This window comes from Flaviflexus sp., from assembly GCF_041440645.1.
In the GTDB taxonomy this organism is placed as follows: Bacteria; Actinomycetota; Actinomycetes; order Actinomycetales; family Actinomycetaceae; genus Flaviflexus.
On the sequence record NZ_JASDVN010000007.1, the window covers coordinates 1 to 17,484 of the forward strand.

14 protein-coding genes, 1 tRNA gene and 2 pseudogenes are annotated in these 17,484 nt (G+C 59.5%); 15 read left to right on the plus strand and 2 right to left on the minus strand.

Features of this window, described 5'->3' with window-relative positions; genetic code table 11:
* A pseudogene (locus QMB98_RS00675) lies at positions 1-513 on the plus strand (UPF0182 family protein); the annotation flags it as partial.
* Positions 514-802: 289 nt separating this feature from the next.
* Positions 803-879: transfer RNA gene (locus QMB98_RS00680), tRNA-Met, on the plus strand.
* Between the two features lie 231 nt (positions 880-1,110).
* Here QMB98_RS00680 and QMB98_RS00685 read toward each other — a convergent pair.
* Positions 1,111-3,549 carry a molybdopterin-dependent oxidoreductase gene (locus QMB98_RS00685; protein ID WP_371683702.1) on the minus strand — a complete coding sequence of 813 codons (2,439 nt, stop codon included), beginning with the start codon at positions 3,547-3,549 and terminating at the stop codon, positions 1,111-1,113.
* A 280-nt stretch (positions 3,550-3,829) separates the two neighbouring features.
* Here QMB98_RS00685 and QMB98_RS00690 point away from each other — a divergent pair.
* From QMB98_RS00690 to pflA, 13 genes and pseudogenes are all read left to right on the plus strand, one after another.
* Positions 3,830-4,018: pseudogene (locus tag QMB98_RS00690) on the plus strand (flavodoxin domain-containing protein); the annotation flags it as partial.
* 64 nt (positions 4,019-4,082) lie between these two features.
* Positions 4,083-4,391 (plus strand): hypothetical protein, encoded by a 309-nt coding sequence (locus QMB98_RS00695; protein ID WP_371683736.1) that lies wholly within the window; start codon positions 4,083-4,085, stop codon positions 4,389-4,391.
* A gap of 176 nt (positions 4,392-4,567) precedes the next feature.
* Entirely contained in the window at positions 4,568-5,332 is a 765-nt protein-coding gene (locus tag QMB98_RS00700) for a sulfite exporter TauE/SafE family protein (RefSeq protein WP_371683703.1), read from the plus strand.
* A 178-nt stretch (positions 5,333-5,510) separates the two neighbouring features.
* Positions 5,511-6,092 (plus strand): hypothetical protein, encoded by a 582-nt coding sequence (locus QMB98_RS00705; protein WP_371683704.1) that lies wholly within the window; start codon positions 5,511-5,513, stop codon positions 6,090-6,092.
* Between the two features lie 489 nt (positions 6,093-6,581).
* The gene (locus tag QMB98_RS00710; RefSeq protein WP_371683705.1) at positions 6,582-7,637 is read left to right on the plus strand and encodes a siderophore ABC transporter substrate-binding protein; all 1,056 of its coding nucleotides are present in this window, start codon (positions 6,582-6,584) and stop codon (positions 7,635-7,637) included.
* Between the two features lie 59 nt (positions 7,638-7,696).
* A complete protein-coding gene (locus tag QMB98_RS00715; RefSeq protein WP_371683706.1) occupies positions 7,697-8,713 on the plus strand; it encodes an ABC transporter permease in 1,017 nt (338 codons plus the stop codon).
* 34 nt (positions 8,714-8,747) lie between these two features.
* Positions 8,748-9,890, plus strand: coding sequence for an iron chelate uptake ABC transporter family permease subunit (locus QMB98_RS00720; protein ID WP_371683707.1), 1,143 nt, complete (start codon positions 8,748-8,750; stop codon positions 9,888-9,890).
* Positions 9,887-10,642 carry an ABC transporter ATP-binding protein gene (locus QMB98_RS00725; protein ID WP_371683708.1) on the plus strand — a complete coding sequence of 252 codons (756 nt, stop codon included), beginning with the start codon at positions 9,887-9,889 and terminating at the stop codon, positions 10,640-10,642. The genes QMB98_RS00720 and QMB98_RS00725 overlap by 4 nt, the downstream gene beginning before the upstream one ends.
* 237 nt (positions 10,643-10,879) lie before the next feature.
* On the plus strand, positions 10,880-11,692 hold the full coding sequence (locus QMB98_RS00730; RefSeq protein WP_371683709.1) for a siderophore-interacting protein: 813 nt from the start codon (positions 10,880-10,882) through the stop codon (positions 11,690-11,692).
* A 190-nt stretch (positions 11,693-11,882) separates the two neighbouring features.
* Entirely contained in the window at positions 11,883-12,125 is a 243-nt protein-coding gene (locus QMB98_RS00735; protein ID WP_371683710.1) for a hypothetical protein, read from the plus strand.
* 333 nt (positions 12,126-12,458) lie between these two features.
* Positions 12,459-13,220, plus strand: coding sequence for a lytic transglycosylase domain-containing protein (locus QMB98_RS00740; protein ID WP_371683711.1), 762 nt, complete (start codon positions 12,459-12,461; stop codon positions 13,218-13,220).
* Positions 13,221-13,513: 293 nt separating this feature from the next.
* Complete coding sequence (pflB, locus tag QMB98_RS00745) at positions 13,514-15,757, plus strand: formate C-acetyltransferase (protein ID WP_371683713.1); 2,244 nt, start codon at positions 13,514-13,516, stop codon at positions 15,755-15,757.
* On the plus strand, positions 15,754-16,623 hold the full coding sequence (gene pflA / locus QMB98_RS00750; RefSeq protein ID WP_371683714.1) for a pyruvate formate-lyase-activating protein: 870 nt from the start codon (positions 15,754-15,756) through the stop codon (positions 16,621-16,623). The genes pflB and pflA overlap by 4 nt, the downstream gene beginning before the upstream one ends.
* A 103-nt stretch (positions 16,624-16,726) precedes the next feature.
* On the opposite strand, the gene QMB98_RS00755 is transcribed toward pflA, so the two are convergent.
* A complete protein-coding gene (locus QMB98_RS00755) occupies positions 16,727-17,392 on the minus strand; it encodes an HD domain-containing protein (protein WP_371683715.1) in 666 nt (221 codons plus the stop codon).
* Positions 17,393-17,484: the final 92 nt, after the last annotated feature.

Sequence of the window (17,484 nt, forward strand, 5' to 3'; positions counted from 1 at the left end):
CTGACCCTCCCCATGGGTGATGGTCTGCTCTACGTCCAGCCCGTCTACGTCCAAGCATCGCAGGGTACCTCCTACCCGCTGCTCCAGTACGTGCTCGTCGCCTTCGGTGACCAGGTTGGATTCGCCCCGACACTCGACGAGGCCCTCGACCAAGTCTTCGATGGAGACTCGGGAGCGGAGGCAGGAGACTCCAATGTCGATTCGGACGAGCGGGAGGCGCTCGCGGATGAAGCCAAGGAAGGCGCAACAGATGCGCCGACCGAGGAGCCGACCGAGCAGCCTTCCGACGAACCGACCGAGGAGCCGACCGAGGACACCACGACCGGACCGATCGTCGGATCACCGACCGAACGTCTCGACATCGCATTGCGCGATGCTCAGGACGCCATGGAAGCATCGCAGGAGGCCATGCAGTCCGGTGACTGGGCGGCCTACGGCGAAGCGCAAGACGATCTCAACGACGCCCTGCAGCGAGCAGTCGATGCTCAGCAGGAAATCGATGGCGAGAACTAAGCCGAACGCCTGAGTAACACCTCGGGTCAAGGTAAACGGGAGGGCATCCAATCGGGTGCCCTCCCGTTTTCTGCCCGCGGCTCCTCCAATCACCGCAGTTCTGGCAAGACTTGGGCCTCACCGCAGTTCAGCTATGACTTGGTCTCCGCTACCGCCGATCATCTGTCACTTGGTAGGGCTGTGCGATTGTTTGACCCGTGTTGCATTGTGGTGATCCAGGCTATGTGAGAGGCCTAACGCCCTCCCTCCTTGGAAAGTGAACGCAAATGGCATAGAGTAGACAAGTCGCCGCGGGGTGGAGCAGTTCGGTAGCTCGCCGGGCTCATAACCCGGAGGTCGTAGGTTCAAATCCTGCCCCCGCCACCAAGTGGAAAGGCCCCAGAACAAGGTTCTGGGGCCTTTGCGTTGCCCTCGGTTGAGGTACCAGGGAGGCTGGGCCCAGCATCTTCAGCCTCGGTCACGGGCTAACGACGGGTGAGGCCCCAGCCTGTGCTGGGACCTCACATCTATTGATCGTTACCTCTATTGATCGTCGCTCCTTGGGCTACCCCGCGAGCTCTTGGACCTCCGCGGGGCTTCCGACAGGCTTCTAGAGCGTTAGTCTCTCAGTGACACCTCGACGAGTGAGGAATTGAGTGTTTGGCCGAGGGAGATCGGCTCCAGCTTGCTGGGAGTTAAAAGGCTGGCGTTCTCCTTCTCGTTCGTGATTCCCCAACCGGTCATGAGGCTGACGACTCCCGGTCGGATCTTGTGAGTCACGTTGGCCATTGCTTCGACCTCGCCGCGATCGTTCTTGACCGTGACCATGTCGCCATCCTTAATGCCGCGAGACTGAGCGTCGCGAGCATTGAGCTGTGCGACCTGACCGGGCCACATCTCCAGCAGGTGCTCGTGGTGGTTGAAGCTCGAGTTCACCTGGTTATGGTTACGTCGATTCACTAGCATCAGCGGGTACTTCTCCGCCAGTTCCTCATCGACCCAGGGGGCTTCCACCGGCTCCTGGTAGTCCAGCATGGGTTCGAAGCCCTTGTCCTGAAGGTAGGTGGAGAAGAACTCGATGCGACCCGATGGGGTGGTGAAGTCCTTATTCTCGAATGGGATCCACGGTGTGGGCAGCACGTTGACGGGACCCTTCTTCACGTCCTCGAGGTCGATTCCGATGGGTTCGAGAACGTTCCGGAACAGTTCATCGACGGGCCTGTCGAATGCTTCGCCAAATCCAAGCCGCTTCGCAAGTTCCGTGAGGATCCAGTGATCGCTGCGGGACTCGAAGAGCGGCTCGATCGCCTGCTCCATGATTTGGACGTGTCGGTTGCGGATGCCGGCAAGGAGGTTCGGGGTCTCGAAGATCGTCGTGACAGGGAGCACGATGTCTGCCCACTTGGCTGTTGTGGTCATGAACTGGTCCTGCACAACAACGAAATCGAGCCTCTGGAATGCCTTGATCATGCTGTTCGTGTCAGGATGCTGAGTCATGACACTCGTGCCTGCCACATAAACCATTCGGATCTTGTGTGGCTTGTCCTCCAACAGGTATTTGGCGACCGCCGTTTGTGGGATCGGATCGATTGCGGGAACGTCCTGGAGAGGGACGGGAGAGCCAATGGTATGGAGCTGGTTGACGCCGCCATTGTCGTTAATGCCGCCGCCAAGGGTGCCGATGTTGCCGGTCAGGGCCGACAGGTAGATCTGGCTGAGGACTGTGAGGGTGCCGTGGTCGGTTCGCTGCGCACCAGACATGTTGAGAATGATGGTGGCGGGCTTTGCTACCGCATACTCGCGAGCAATCGACTGCATCGTGCCCGCAGGAATATCGGTCAGAGCCTCGACCTTCGAAGGCGTGTAGCGGCTCGCAATCCACGTCATCCACTCGTGCACGGTCTGATAGATGACTCCATCAATCTCGTACGTTCCGTTGAGAGCGGGGGAGACGCCTTCCGTGTCGGCGGGTACGTGCTCTTCCGCTTCCTCGTCCCACACGTAGAACGTGGGGCTCTCATCCTCGGACGGAGCCGGATCGGAAAGGAGCTCAAGGTCCTTGAGGTCAATCGGGAGCGGCCCGCCAAGAGTCCAGTCAGTATCCAGATCCTCCAAGCGCGTGCCGTTCTCGCCCAATCGGACAAGGAAGGGAGCGTTCGTGAACTCCTTGAGGTAGGGAACGTCGTGGAGATTCTCGCTGATGATCACGTTCGCCATGCCAAGTGCGAGGGCGACGTCAGTACCGGGACGGATGGGAAGATAAGTGTCGGAGAATCCGGCAGTTTCACTGAACCGCGGATCGATCGTGACAAGGCGTGCGCCGTTCTCCTTCTGCGCCCTGACAATGTTCTTGAAGTAACCAACGTTGGAGACCGCAGGGTTGTTGCCCCAGGCGATGAAGTACTTCGAATGGATCCATTCCTCACGGAACTCGGAGCGTCGCCCACCCAGCATCGCGTTGAAGCCCTCCGTCACGTTCGGGCAGCACAGCGATGAGATGGTCGGGGTGGCGCCACCGAAGCGGTTCCAGAACGCGGCAAAGAGGCCGGAGACTCCCGTGGAGAGTGACGACCAGTTGCCTGTGCCGCCAAGAGGGAGGAAGGCTTGGTTACCGCTCTCGTCCCGGATCTTCTCCATCTGTTCCGCGATGGTGTCGAGTGCTTCGTTCCAGCTGATCTGCTCCCATTCACCCGATCCGCGTTCGCCAACCCTCTTGAGGGGATGCTGGAGCCGGTAGGGGCTGTAGAGCTGCTGGCGGCGAGAGATGCCTCGCGCGCACGCTCTGATGTGGAAGTCGGGATCGGCCGTCACCTTGGCAACCTGACCGTCCTCAACGTGGACGAGCATGGCGCAGTGAAGGCACTCGGGAGTGTTGGCGGTGCGGAACACCGTGGCATCACCCGTGGGCTGTTCCTCAGCCCGTGCCCTGATGAGGCCGTGACCTAGGGTTCCGGAAAGGGCGGCCGCACCACCGAAGGCGGTGGACCACTTCATGAATGACCGGCGACTTGGTCCAGTCTGATCGGCTGTTTCGATGGTGGTGGTATCGGTGCTCATAGCTTTACTTACTTCGTCGTTGAGGGGCGGACAGCGGGCAAAGAATACTGGTTTGTCCTCTAAACGTAGGCTGAGAATAAACTGAACAAAGGGCCATTAGTCCCATTTTTTCCCTAGTTTAATACACGAAACGAAAGACTAGCGTAATTAATGGCTTGATCAGTGAATCATTTTTTGAGATGTAACAGACGTGAAGTTACAGTAAAGATTTCATTGATTGAAGATCAGAGAACCTTGGCAATAGCCTGCCTTGGCCAAGCCTGCATGCCACAATGAGTCTGTGAAGGACGCGTCTCGAATCCTCATTGTCAATCGTTCCCACTACGGCCATTCCCGTTCCTATGCCCAGTGGTTGGCTGAGGATGTCGGTGCGGACCTCGCTGATCTCGGCGAGAGCAGCCGGCCCAGTCTGGTGGGCGTGGGAACCGTCGTTTTTGTTGCCCCTATTTACTCGGGTGGACTCTACGGCTCCAGGCAGTTCAATAGGCTTGTGAAGAGCGGATCTGGTGTGACGTTCGTTGGGGTGACGGTTGGTGGGTGCGACGGATCCAACGAACCCGCTCAACCAGAACGCCTATCGCGAGGTCATCAAGTCTGTGCTCCCAGACTCCCTGACCTCGACCATGGTCTGGTCTCACCTCAGGGGTGGGATCGACTTCCCGAAGCTCAAGCCCGTTCACCGCATTCTCATGCAACTCATCAAGCCGCGCACGAGACGTGCCGCAGCGGGCGGGGATGCTGAGGCACAGTCTGCCTACGAGCCCTACGGCAAGGTCGTCGACTTTCGAGACCGGAACAGCATCCGACCAATCGTCTCCTACATAGAGTCGATGCACCGTTGATCGCATCGAGAGCTTTCGATCTCAAGGCCCACTTATCCGAATCTGAGTTGATCTGGCCTCGGTCATTGATCTGACTTCTTTCACTGATGAGGGGTTTCCTTTCGTGCGGGTCTACGATCGAGAGGCGTGATCAATTTTCGTTGGCGGGTAGTGCCAGCAACTTCTGAGAAGGGCTGATGATTCTTCCACTCTTGACCGGCCTGGGGATTGGCATCGTTGTTGGCTTGCTCGGTGCAGGTGGCGGCATCCTCTCCATTCCCGCCCTCATGTACCTCCTCGACCAATCCGCCTACGCTGCGGCCATTGGATCGCTCCTCGGGGTTCTCCTGACATCGGCAGGTTCGCTCACCATCCACGTGCGTGCAGGAAACGTAAACGTGAAGAAGGGGCTGATTTTTGGTGGGCTGTCTGTCGTTGGCTCATTCATTGGTGCGAGGGTCTCGCTTCTCATCGACGACACCATCATCATTCGGAGCTTCGCGATCTTCCTTCTGCTCGTTGCAGTTCTCTTTGCGATCAACACCTTCCGATCGAAGGATGCGGCGACTGGGGTATCGAACAAACCCATGACGACGGGGGAGAAGGTTACGCTGGTGGCCGTGGCCACCGTGACGGGCTTCGCTACGGGACTGTTTGGTGTTGGTGGCGGGTTCATGGTGGTTCCGGCTCTCGTCCTCGTCATGAATACGAGGATGAGAGAGGCTGTCGGCACCTCCCTTCTCATCATGGTGATCTCCTCAATTGTTGGCATCCTTGGCAGGCTGCCTTTCCACTCAGGAATCGACTGGGGTCTCATCGGGCTCTTTGTTGGTGGCTCAATTGTTGGCGGGTTGATTGGATCCGAGTACTCCAAGAAGCTCCCGCCCCGGGTCCTCACCGGCACCTTCTCCGTGCTGGTTGCCGCGGTCGGGGTCTACACAATGAGCCAGAGCTGGTTCTAAAGACCCTTGGGCAAAGGGAGCGAGTCTCCCCTTCCCCTGGTCGTTGAGACCAAACTGCAATGCTTGCCAGGTAAGCCAACCGTGGCGCAACACCTGTGTCGAGGCTACGATTCAAAGCATGAGGTGTGTGGGGGCGGCTTTGCTCTTGGCTCTTGCGGCATGTTCAAGTTCAACCGATGTGGTGGAGCCGGAGCCGATAGAGCCCACGGGCGTCGCTAGCTCAAAGCAGTACCTTGTCGTCAGTGGGGACGATGGTGAAGGAGGCCAGGTCCTTGGCTTGACCGAGTATGGGTTCCCGGAAGCTGCGACACCCGAACCCACTTACTGGAGTTTTGACGACGAGACCGACGTTTCCACCGGTGACATGATTATCATCATTGACTCCTCGGGCGTTTGCCTGGAATCGTACCCGGGGCAGTGCAGTGCTCGCACGGCCGAGGTTGTCACCGAAGCCGGGGATGTTGGGCTGGTTACCTATCTGACGGACGAGCGGGATCGCTCGGTCCGCACCGAAGCGCAGTTTGCTCCTTTCATTGGTGCAGTTGTTGTCAACACCGGGGAGCCGTTTGCTGGTGAAGAGGTCGATCCGTTCACCGACGTCACGATCATCGATACCGATGGAACAGACCTTGTGGGGAATCCTGATCTACCCTCAATAGACACCCCGATCATCCTCGCCACGACCGATGATCGCGCGGAGGAGCTTGCACAGATCCTGTTTGATCAGGGCTACCTCGTCGTCATCAACTTCCACGACTAACGCCCGAGGAACACTCGCGATTGAAGTTGCGGATGATCAGTGGGATAGTTTGGCCTTTCTCGATTACTTTCCGATGCTGGCTGACGTGCCTCAAGCTTCGACTGTACTTGTGTCTCTAGCTGCGACTGAGGGTAGGACCTTCGACAGTCGGCGGGTGTGCGCCTCGGGGGAGTGTGGGTTCCACGTTTTTGTTCATATTCCGGGACAAACGCGCCTAAATTTAACGAATCCAGTTTGTTGAAGCATTACGAAAAAGCCGGCTTTTGGGACAGTTTTTCGTGACAAAGGCCACGAGGAATATTGGCCTCATTCGACCCTTTCGGCATTGTTTGGCCATTTCCCGGGAAAAAGCGTCTGGGACACTTGGGTATTGTTGAGTTTTCAAGGAAAAGTGAATTACGAAACAGTGGCATTATCTAAATAGGTTAGGTTAACCTAACTTCAAGGGAATTCGCCCGGAATCCCTTGCACCTACTAAAGGAAATGCGAATGAAAGCTCTGCACCGCACCCGCTCGGGAGCGATCGCTTTGGCTACGGTCGTTGCTCTGATGCTGGCCGCATGTGGCAGCGATACCGACGGCGACGAGACCACTGAAGGTGGCGAGACCTCGGCTACGAGCGGGAACGATTCGGACTCTGAGAACGCTGGCGGCGAGGACGCCCCTGCTTCTGAAGTAACGGACATGGCGGGCAACACGGTTGCCCTTCCTGAGGACCCCCAGTCGATCATTGCGACCGACAACCGCATCTTCGGCACTCTGGCCGGATGGGGCGTTGAGCTCTCTGCAGCTCCGCTCGATCTCATGCCGGTGGGTGAAGACGTCCTCTCCATTTATCTCGACAATGCCGACATTCAGAACCTCGGAACCCACGTTGAGCCTGATATGGAGGTCTTTGTGACTGCCCAGCCCGACCTGGTTCTCAACGGACAGCGCTTCACTCAGTACGAAGAAGACATCCGCGACACCATCGGTGACGACGTTGCCTTTGTTGATACGAACATCGACATCGAGAACAACCCGATCGATGAGCAGTTGCGCGAACTGACCACCCTTCTCGGTGAGATCTTTGGACGTCAGGCCGATGCTGAGCAGCTCATTGCCGACTTTGATGCCTCGATCGAGGCCGCGAAGGACGCGTACGATCCCGAGCAGACCGTTGTTGGTCTCGTGACCTCCGGTGGTTCGATTAACTACTCGGCACCGTCGACCGGCCGTGCCATTGGCCCCGTTTTCGACGTCATTGGCCTGACCCCGGCTCTCGAACTCGACGGTTCGACCAACCACCAGGGCGACGACATCTCGGTTGAGGCAATCGCTCAGGCGAACCCGGACTGGATCATCGTACTCGACCGTGACGCCGGTGTGGGTACCGAGGATTCGGCAACCGCACAGGAACTCATTGCGGAATCTGAGGCGCTTGCTGGAGTGACCGCGGTACAGGAAGGAAACATTATCTACCTGAACCCGAACTTCTACACCGCTGAAGACATCCAGCACTACACGGAGCTGTTCAACCAGATGGCGGAAGCCTTCTCGGAGTAAACGGACCTAAGGGGTGCGCCTGAGCAGGCGCACCCCACACCCGAATTTAAAGGAACGATGTGGGAACGACAGTAGCGACCAAGGACGCAGATAAGCGGCCAATCGTGCGAAGCCGCAATGCGTCGCGCCGTGGCAACGGCAAGGTGGCGCTCACCATCGGCATCCTCGTGACGATCGCCCTTGTTGTACTGTCCCTTTTCGTTGGTGTCTACGACATTGCCGGCCAGGAAGATGGCTGGAACATGTTCTTCATTACCCGCGTGCCACGCACCATCGCGCTCGTTCTCGCGGGTGCCGCGATGGCGATCGCGGGTCTAGTCATGCAGCTCATGACTCAGAACCGGTTCGTGGAACCCACGACCGTGGGCACGACCGAATGGGCGGGCCTCGGCCTGCTCGTCACGATGATTGCCTTCCCGCAGGCGCCGATCGTGGTCCGCATGATCGGCGCGATCCTGTTCGCGTTTGTTGGCACGATCATCTTCTTCGCGTTCCTCAGCCGCGTCACCCTCAAGTCCTCACTCATTGTTCCGATCGTCGGCATCATGCTTGGTGCCGTCGTTGGTGCGTTCTCGACCTTCCTGGCGCTCCAGACCGACATGCTTCAGAACATCGGCGTCTGGTTCGCTGGCTCGTTCACCATGGTGGTGCGCGGCCGCTACGAGCTGCTCTGGATCGTTCTCGCACTCCTCATCGTCGTGTTCTTTATCGCCGACCGGTTCACGGTCGCGGGACTTGGCAAGGACATTGCCACCAACGTGGGACTCAACTACAACGCCGTGATCTTTACCGGGATCACGATCGTTGCCGCCGTGACCGGTGTCGTGACCGTCGTCATCGGCTCTCTGCCCTTCCTGGGCCTCATCGTTCCGAACATGGTGTCCCTCTTCAGGGGCGACAACCTGCGCACAAACCTGCCCTGGGTCTGCATCGTCGGCATCTGCATCGTCACCGTGTGTGACATCATCGGCCGCACGATCGTCATGCCCCTCGAGGTGCCGGTTTCGTTGATCTTGGGCGTTCTCGGCGCCATCGTCTTCATCTTCCTACTCGTGAGGCAGCGTAGCCATGGCTAGTATCGTCAACCATCCCGTCGTGAAGGAGGAGCCAATGACTCCACCCCGCACCTCTCTGCTCAGCCAAACCAGGGAGCCGCAGGTTGTTCCTGCACCGCTTCCTGAGCCGGAGCCCAAACAGAGCAAACCGGGTGGGCGGCGTCCTCTGGCGAGGTCCCGTGTTGAGTGCTCCCGTGGCGCCTCCTCCGGGCCCCTGACGAACAGTAAGCAACGCAGGCGCTACGTCGCCATCGTCTCGGCCTTGACGGTTCTCGCCGTCGTCATCGCCTTCGCGATTCTCTCGTGGGACAACAGCATGGAGTTCGGTTCGGCCGGCTACTGGAAGATCGCCTCGATGCGAGCCGACGTGCTCATCACGATGGCGATCGTGGCGGTCTGCCAGGCATTCGCCACCGTCAGCTTCCAGACCGTGACCGGGAACCGCATCATCACGCCGTCGATCATGGGCTTCGAGGCCCTCTACACGGTGATTCAGACCAGCGTCGTGTTCTTCTTTGGCGCCACCGGAATTACCATGGTCCTGGGCCGGGGACAGTTCGTCTTGCAGGCGGCGCTCATGGTGGCTCTTGCCTGCGCACTGTACGGCTGGTTGCTCTCGGGACGCTTCGGGAACATGCACATCATGCTTCTCGTCGGAGTTGTCATCGGTGGCGGGCTCGGTGCCCTCTCCACCTTCATGCAGCGCATGATGGATCCCAACGAGTTCGATGTGCTGACGGCGCGGTTGTTCGGCAACATCTCGAACGCGGATTCGGACTACTTCCCGATCGCCATCCCGATCGTTGCTCTCTGCACCTTTGCTCTGTGGAGGATGTCCCCGAGACTCAACACGGTTGCACTCGGTAAGGACGTCTCCACCAACCTGGGTATCAACCACCGCAGGGAGGTAATGAAGGTTCTCTTCCTCGTCTCGGTGCTCATGGCCATGACGACCTCTCTCGTTGGTCCGATGACGTTCCTCGGGTTCCTGTCCGCCACCCTGGCCTACTCGCTGACGGACACCTACGATCACCGCCTGATCTACCCCGTCGCCTCTCTCATCAGTTTCGTGGTTCTCGGGGCCGCCTACTTCGTGCTCCGCAATATCTTCTACGCGGGAGGTGCCGTCACCATCATCATCGAACTCATTGGTGGCGTTGTCTTCCTCATTGTCATCATGCGAAAGGGACGCCTGTGATTCGGTTAAAGGATGTCGTCAAGGTCTACAGCCAGGACGTACAGATCGGACCCGTCACCCTCGACATTCCCGTCGGGGGCATCACCGCTCTCGTGGGACCGAACGGTGCCGGCAAGTCCACCATCCTCACCATGATCGGTCGCCTCCTGGATATTGACGAGGGAACGATCGAGGTGGGCGGCATGGACGTGGCGACCTGCTCGTCGAAGGAGATCGCTAAGAAGCTGTCGATCCTCCGCCAAGAGAACCACTTCATCACTCGCCTCACCGTGCGCCAGCTCGTCGGTTTTGGTCGCTACCCCTACACGCAGGGCAGGCTGACCGTGGAGGACGAGGAGTACATCTCGCAGGCCATCGACTTCCTCAACCTCACGGATCTCGAGAACCGCTACCTCGACCAGCTCTCGGGCGGCCAGCGCCAGCGCGCCTACGTCGCCATGGTTCTCGCGCAGGACACCGACTTCGTCCTGCTCGACGAGCCGCTCAACAACCTGGACATGCAGCACTCGGTGCAGATGATGAAGCAGCTCCGCAAGGCTGCCGACGAACTGGGCAAGACCATCGTCATCGTCATCCACGACATCAACTTCGCAGGGAAGTATGCGGACTACATCTGCACGATGAACGACGGGCGTGTCACAGAGTTCGGCACATCGGAAGAAACCATGCGCCCCGAGGTTCTCTCGAGAGTGTTCAAGACCGACGTTCAGGTCCTCGAAACCGAGAACGGGCTGATCGCCTCCTACTTCTAGAAGATGCGCTCAAGAAGCTAAGCCTCAACAAGGCACCGGTGCTCTCAGCAAGAACACGTCTTGAAAAACGACGTTCAAGACGACGCGCAATTGATCCGGCGCCTGGTCCGGCACCGAGGATTCTCGAGACCGGGACGAAACGGTCAATGCTGGTGCTACCAGCGTAAACGTGACTAGATTCCTAGTGCCTACCCCGCAGATCACCCTATAGTTAGGCTTACCTAACGTGACTGGAGAATGATGACGAAAGAACGTCCGAGCCGCCCCACCACCCACCTTGAGGTGCTGTCGAAGGAGTGGCTGAACCCCACGATGCTTCGACTTATTGTCGGGGGCCCGAACTTCGATTCATTCAACGACATCGGCTTCTCCGATGCCTACATCAAGATCGTCTTTGATCCTGAGGGCAAGCCGTACCCGCACGTTGTTGACGTTCGCCAGATCCAGGAAACCGAACCCCGCGAGAACTGGCCAAAGACCCGCACCTACACCGTGCGCTGGGTGGACCAGGAGAACAAGTGCCTCGCCATCGACCTTGTTATTCACGGTGATGAGGGAGTGGCGGCGCCGTGGGCAGTGAACTGCAAGGAGGGCGACCTCATCCAGTTCATGGGACCCGGAGGCAAGTGGGAACCCGATAGCGAATCCGACTTCCACCTCTTTGTTGGTGACGAGTCCGCACTTCCCGCGATAGCTGCCGGCCTGGAACGACTCCCCGAGGATGCTGAAGGTGCGGCCGTCATCGAGGTGTCCGAGCACGGACTCGACGTCGCCCACCCCGAAGGCGTCAGCGTCCAGTGGCTCGTCCGCGGACACGACGCCTACGACCCGGCTGCGCTCGCGGCCAAGGTGCGGGGCCTCGGCCTTGCCGACAAGGGCACCGTCTCCGTCTTTGCTCACGGTGAGCGAGATGCCATGAAGCAACTGAGGGCAGTATTCAACGAGCTGGAGATCCCGCGCGAGCGGCTTTCTCTCTCGGGATACTGGGCCAACGGCCGCGTCGAGGACGTGTTCCAGGCCGAGAAGCGCACCGACATTGGCAAGATCTAGTAGAAGCGGAAGCGCGAGCGGGATAGGGCCAACGAGTCCCGACCTTTGCGAGCTTTCATCGCTCCGAGCAATCCGCGATGCGTCAGCGTCGAAGAAGTCGGAGTCGCATTCTTTCGGTAACTGACGTGCGTCAATGACGCGGTGCCGATGCCGGATCGATACTGGGTGCAGTCAATCAAAGGAGTAAGACATGACTACACTGGCAAAGGCCCAAGAACTCGCCCCCATCGTCGAACGCGTGCACGGGCCTAATCATCCCGAGATGGCGAGGGTGCGTGAGTTGACGGATGCGATCAGCTCGGATTCTGCGGGAAGTGATCGGGACTTCGCTGAGCTCCGAGAACTCACGAACAACTACACGCCTCCCGCTGACACCTGCGAGACAGTTGCGGCTCTCTACCGCTCCCTGGAGGAAGTCGATCGGTCGAGGTAGTGAGGGAGGCAGCGAACTCGGGTTCTGAATCGTTCTTTTGATTCGTTCCCCTGATTCGTTCGCCCGATGTGACGTCTTGAGGTGGTGTTGAGGAAGGTTTCGTGCCCGCGGGTTGCCTCGGGCACGAAACCTTGATCTAGACCGATCCGGGGACCCCGCAATCTAGACCGATTTGGGGAAACCCGCCGAAGCCCGCTGCGTCGCCCGCTTCCGGGTACTGGCTGCGTCCAGTCCCTGGGAAGTGGCGGGAGGCAATGGTCACGTCCCTTTACTCGGCAAGGCTCGGCCCGGTTGAATAGGGGGCGGACATGACGACTGCGGGGAAGGGGCGCGTTGGAAAAGAACACTCGCAACTCCCTCATTGGTGGCGGCATCGCCATTGCATCCGTTGTCGGAGTGGCCTTTGCGCTCGGCAATGCTCCCAGTGGCCGCCAGGCCGAGTGGACCCCACCAACCTCAATCTTCCCCCAGGAACAACTCGTGCCCGCCGTGGGTAACGGTCAGCTGTTTGGTGAGTACGGCCTTGCCGACCTCGTCGATGAGGAGTGGCTGGCCGATACCGCCGACGCAACCGGGATACCGATCAGGGCGCTGCGGTCGTATGCGGGGGCGGAGATCGCCTTCTCGCAGGGGAGCACCCAATGCAACGTTGACTGGTCAACCCTAGCCGGCGTTGGTTTCGTTGAGTCCCGGCACGGCACCCTCCAGGGTGGTCGCATCCTCGACAACGGTCAGCAGGACCCCGAGATCTTCGGGATACCACTCGATGGTCAGTCGTCGACCGCGGAGATCCCGGATACTGATGGAGGAGTGCTGGACGGTGATGAGGTGTGGGATCGCGCCGTGGGACCCATGCAGTTTATTCCCTCAACGTGGGACTACCTCGGATCCGATGGGAACCTCGATGGCGTGCGAGATCCGCAGAACATGGATGACGCGGTACTGGCTGCTGGGCGGCACCTGTGCTTCAACGGAGGCGACCTTACGAACGGCGATGATTGGATCGATGCAGTGTGGTCCTACAACCGTTCCGTCGAGTACAACAATGCGGTAGCGAGTGCCGCTGACCGCTACCGCCAGGCCGCATCCCAGTAACAGTCATCACTTCCTCGTGGGCCTTGCACTGGCGGACGCCTGACGCGAGCCAATGGGACGTGATTGACCTGACAAAGAACGCAATGTGATCTGTCTTTGTGATGGGCCCTCTTATATGTGCCGGTCACGGGGGTGACTGGTGGCTATGGTCCCGAAGCGTGACAAAACGCACCCCGGAAAATGCCGTGTTTAAGTCCGGTTTGGGACTTCCCGCCCATGTTTTTCGGCCCTCGCTTCATAGCCTTAAATCATCAAACAGGAGGGCGTGATCCGCACTTCCGGGAGGGAATGTTATGAGCGTTATCAACGAAAAGAAGGCATGGGAAGGCTTTGAATCCGGAGCCTGGATTGAGCATGTCGATGTCCGCGACTTTATCCAGAAGAACTACACGCCGTTTGAAGGAGATGACAGCTTCCTCGCAGGACCGACCGATCGCACCCTGAAGATCTGGGACATCCTGTCCGGCATGTTCCCCGAGGAGCGCGAGAAGGGCGTGTACGACATCGATGCAAAGACGCCGTCGACCATCACCGCCCACGCACCCGGCTACATCGACGAAGGCAATGAGGTCATCGTTGGTCTCCAGACGGATGCTCCTCTCAAGCGCGCCATCATGCCGAACGGTGGCTGGCGCATGGTTGAGAACTCCCTCAAGACCTACGGCTACGAGGTTGATCCCTTCCTCAAGGACGTGTTCACGAACCACCGCAAGACCCACAACCAGGGCGTCTTCGACGTGTACCCGCCGGACGTTCGCAAGGCTCGCTCCTCCCACATCGTGACAGGCCTGCCCGATGCCTACGGCCGTGGCCGCATCATCGGTGACTACCGTCGCGTTGCCCTCTACGGCGTTGACTACCTGATCGAAGCCAAGCAGGCAGAGAAGGCAGCCCTCGACAACGAGCGCTCCATCGAGGACGTCATCCGCGACCGCGAGGAACTCTCGGAGCAGATCCGTGCACTCGGTGAGCTCAAGGAGATGGCACAGTCCTACGGCTTCGATATCTCCCGCCCCGCGGCCTCCGCGAAGGAAGCGGTCCAGTGGCTGTACTTCGCATACCTCGCCGCCGTGAAGGAGCAGAACGGTGCTGCCATGTCCCTCGGCCGCACCTCGACCTTCCTCGACATTTACTTTGAGCGGGATCTCGCCGCTGGCATCATCGACGAGACTGAAGCCCAGGAGATCATTGACGACTTCGTCATCAAGCTCCGCATCGTGCGTTTCCTCCGCACCCCCGAGTACGACCAGCTGTTCTCCGGTGACCCGACCTGGGTGACCGAGTCCATCGGTGGTATCGGTGCGGATGGTCGCCCGCTTGTCACCAAGAACTCCTTCCGTTTTCTCCAGACCCTCCACAACCTTGGTCCCGCTCCCGAGCCGAACCTGACCGTGCTGTGGTCGGAGAAGCTCCCCAAGGGCTTCAAGGACTTCTGTGCGCGCACCTCGATCGAGACCTCCGCGATTCAGTACGAATCCGATGAGCTCATCAAGGACAGCTGGGGCGACGACGCCGGCATCGCATGCTGCGTGTCCGCCATGGCGATCGGCAAACAGATGCAGTTCTTCGGAGCCCGCGTCAACCTCGCCAAGACCCTCCTTTACGCCATCAACGGCGGCAAGGACGAGATCTCGGGCAAGCAGGTTGCTCCCGAGATGCCGGCGGTGGAAGGCGACGTCCTCGACTACGACGATGTCTACGCCAAGCTTGACGTCATGATGGACTGGCTGGCACAGACCTACGTCGATGCCCTCAACTGCATCCACTACATGCACGACAAGTACGCGTACGAGCGCATCGAGATGGCTCTGCACGACGCGAACATCCTGCGCACCATGGCCTGCGGCATTGCCGGCCTCTCGGTCGCGGCCGACTCCCTGTCCGCCATCAAGCACGCAACCGTTCGCGCCCTCCGCAACGAAGACGGCCTCATCACCGACTACGAGGTCGAGGGCGACTTCCCGACCTTCGGCAACGACGACGATCGCGTTGACGAGATCGCAGTTGAGCTGGTCAGGAGCTTCATGGAGAAGATCCGTAAGCTCCCCACCTACCGCAACTCGCTCCACACCCAGTCGGTCCTGACCATCACTTCGAACGTCGTTTACGGTAAGCACACGGGCAACACCCCCGATGGTCGCCGCAAGGGCGAACCGTTCGCACCGGGTGCCAACCCGATGAATGGCCGCGACACCCACGGCATGCTTGCCTCCGCCCTGTCAGTTGCGAAGCTCCCGTACTCCGAGGCACAGGACGGTATCTCCCTGACCAACACGGTTGTGCCTTCGGGTCTCGGCCGTGACCTGCCCGAGCAGATCGAGAACCTTGTTGGCCTCCTCGACTCCTACATGGGCGAGAACGGCTACCACGTCAACATCAACGTGCTCAACCGCGATACCCTCTACGACGCAATGGAGAACCCGCAGAAGTACCCCCAGCTCACCATCCGTGTCTCCGGGTACGCGGTGAACTTCGTGCGACTGACCCGCGAGCAGCAGCTCGACGTCATCTCCCGCACCTTCCACGAGCGCGTATGACCGACGGCGTTTCCGGAATTGCGGCCCCCGAGGCCTCAGAGTTTGAGGTACCTCGGGTGGCCGGATCCGGCATCGACGGACTGGCCCCCGCACCCACCCTCTCCCGCCACGAACACCTTGAGGCGGTCCGTGAGGGACGCGTGGGCTCGGTACACTCGTGGGAACTCGTCACGGCAGTGGACGGCCCCGGCAGCCGCATGACCCTGTTCCTTGCAGGGTGCCCGCTCCGGTGCGTGTACTGCCACAACCCCGACACGTTGAAAATGAAGGACGGGGAACCCGTCATGGTGGACGACATCATGAAGCGCGTTCTCCGCTACCGCAGAGTCTTCAAGTCGAGCGGAGGTGGACTGACGATCTCCGGTGGTGAGCCGATGATGCAGCCGGCCTTCCTCAAGAACATTCTGCGGCAGGCCAAGCAGAACGACATTCACACCGCAGTCGACACCTCGGGCAACCTCGGCCACTACTTCAAGGACGAGGATCTCGAGGACCTCGACCTCGTGCTCCTCGACGTCAAGTCCGGCATCCCCGACACCTATAGGGAAGTGACGGGCAGGGAACTCCAGCCAACCATTGACTTTGGTGATCGTCTCGCGAAACTCAACAAGAAGGTCTGGATCCGCTTCGTTGTGGTGCCGGGATGGACGGACAGCATCGAGAACGTCGATGCCGTCGCGAAGATCGTGACACGCTGGCCCAACGTCGAACGCCTCGAAGTTCTCCCCTTCCACCAGATGGGGCAGGACAAGTGGGAGACCCTGGGACTCCAGTACAAGCTCGATGGAGTAGAGCCCCCGAGCAAGGAGAGCGTCGAGAACATCCGTCAACGCTTCCGCGACCACGGTGTCCCGCTCGTCTACTAACTAACTGACTTAATCATTTGCTCATTCTTCTCAGGAAGGCCCGCCACTATCGGCGGGCCTTCCCTTGTATGGAGTCGCGTCTGTGGAAACGCATCAATGCCTATTAGTCGATGGCGGCTGGGCGCAGCTGTACCGCCAGCCTCGTGAAGTATGTCGTGTGATCGTCCAGCGCACCCTCCCAGAGCTCCTGAGCGGTCCTCGTCGCGCACGTGTACTCTCGCTCGCGATCAAGGTGGGCCAGGTACTCGCCGATCCATTCCAGGCCCTCTGCGGCAGTCTTCTCCGAGAACTTCACCCAGTTCATGGTTCCGTGAATGCGGAGCAGAGAGTAGCGATCCGCATTGTCGCAATCGCCCACGCTACGAGCGAGCACGGTTGGCTCGTTCTCGAAGAGATCGTGGCCGGGATGGTCGGGGGAGTCCTGGTCGTAGTTCCACTTCCCATCCGTGTGCATCGCGATGCCCTGGCAAATCTCGTTGACGCGATCTGAATCGAGACCGAGACCTTCGAGGATGGGGCGAGCAAGCTGCGCCCCTGCCCTGCCGTGATCAACGGGAACGGTCGCGTCGAACTTGCCAATGTCGTGCAGGAGGCAGGCGAGTTCGAGAATGTCAGCGTCCAAGCCCTCGGCCTCGGCAACTCTTCTTCCGATCGCGGCCACTCGCAGGCAGTGCTCGTACCGGTAACGAATCGTCGGAAGCGGCAGATCGCGAGAGAACAGGTGATCGTGAAGCGCCTGACGGGCGGGTTCAAACAGCGAAGAAGTCACGCACACAGTCTAGTGCGCGTGACTACGTTCGATGGGAACGAGAGCGCCTGTGGGCTTCCTTGGCGCAAGGGATGAGGATAGGCCCGGTACGC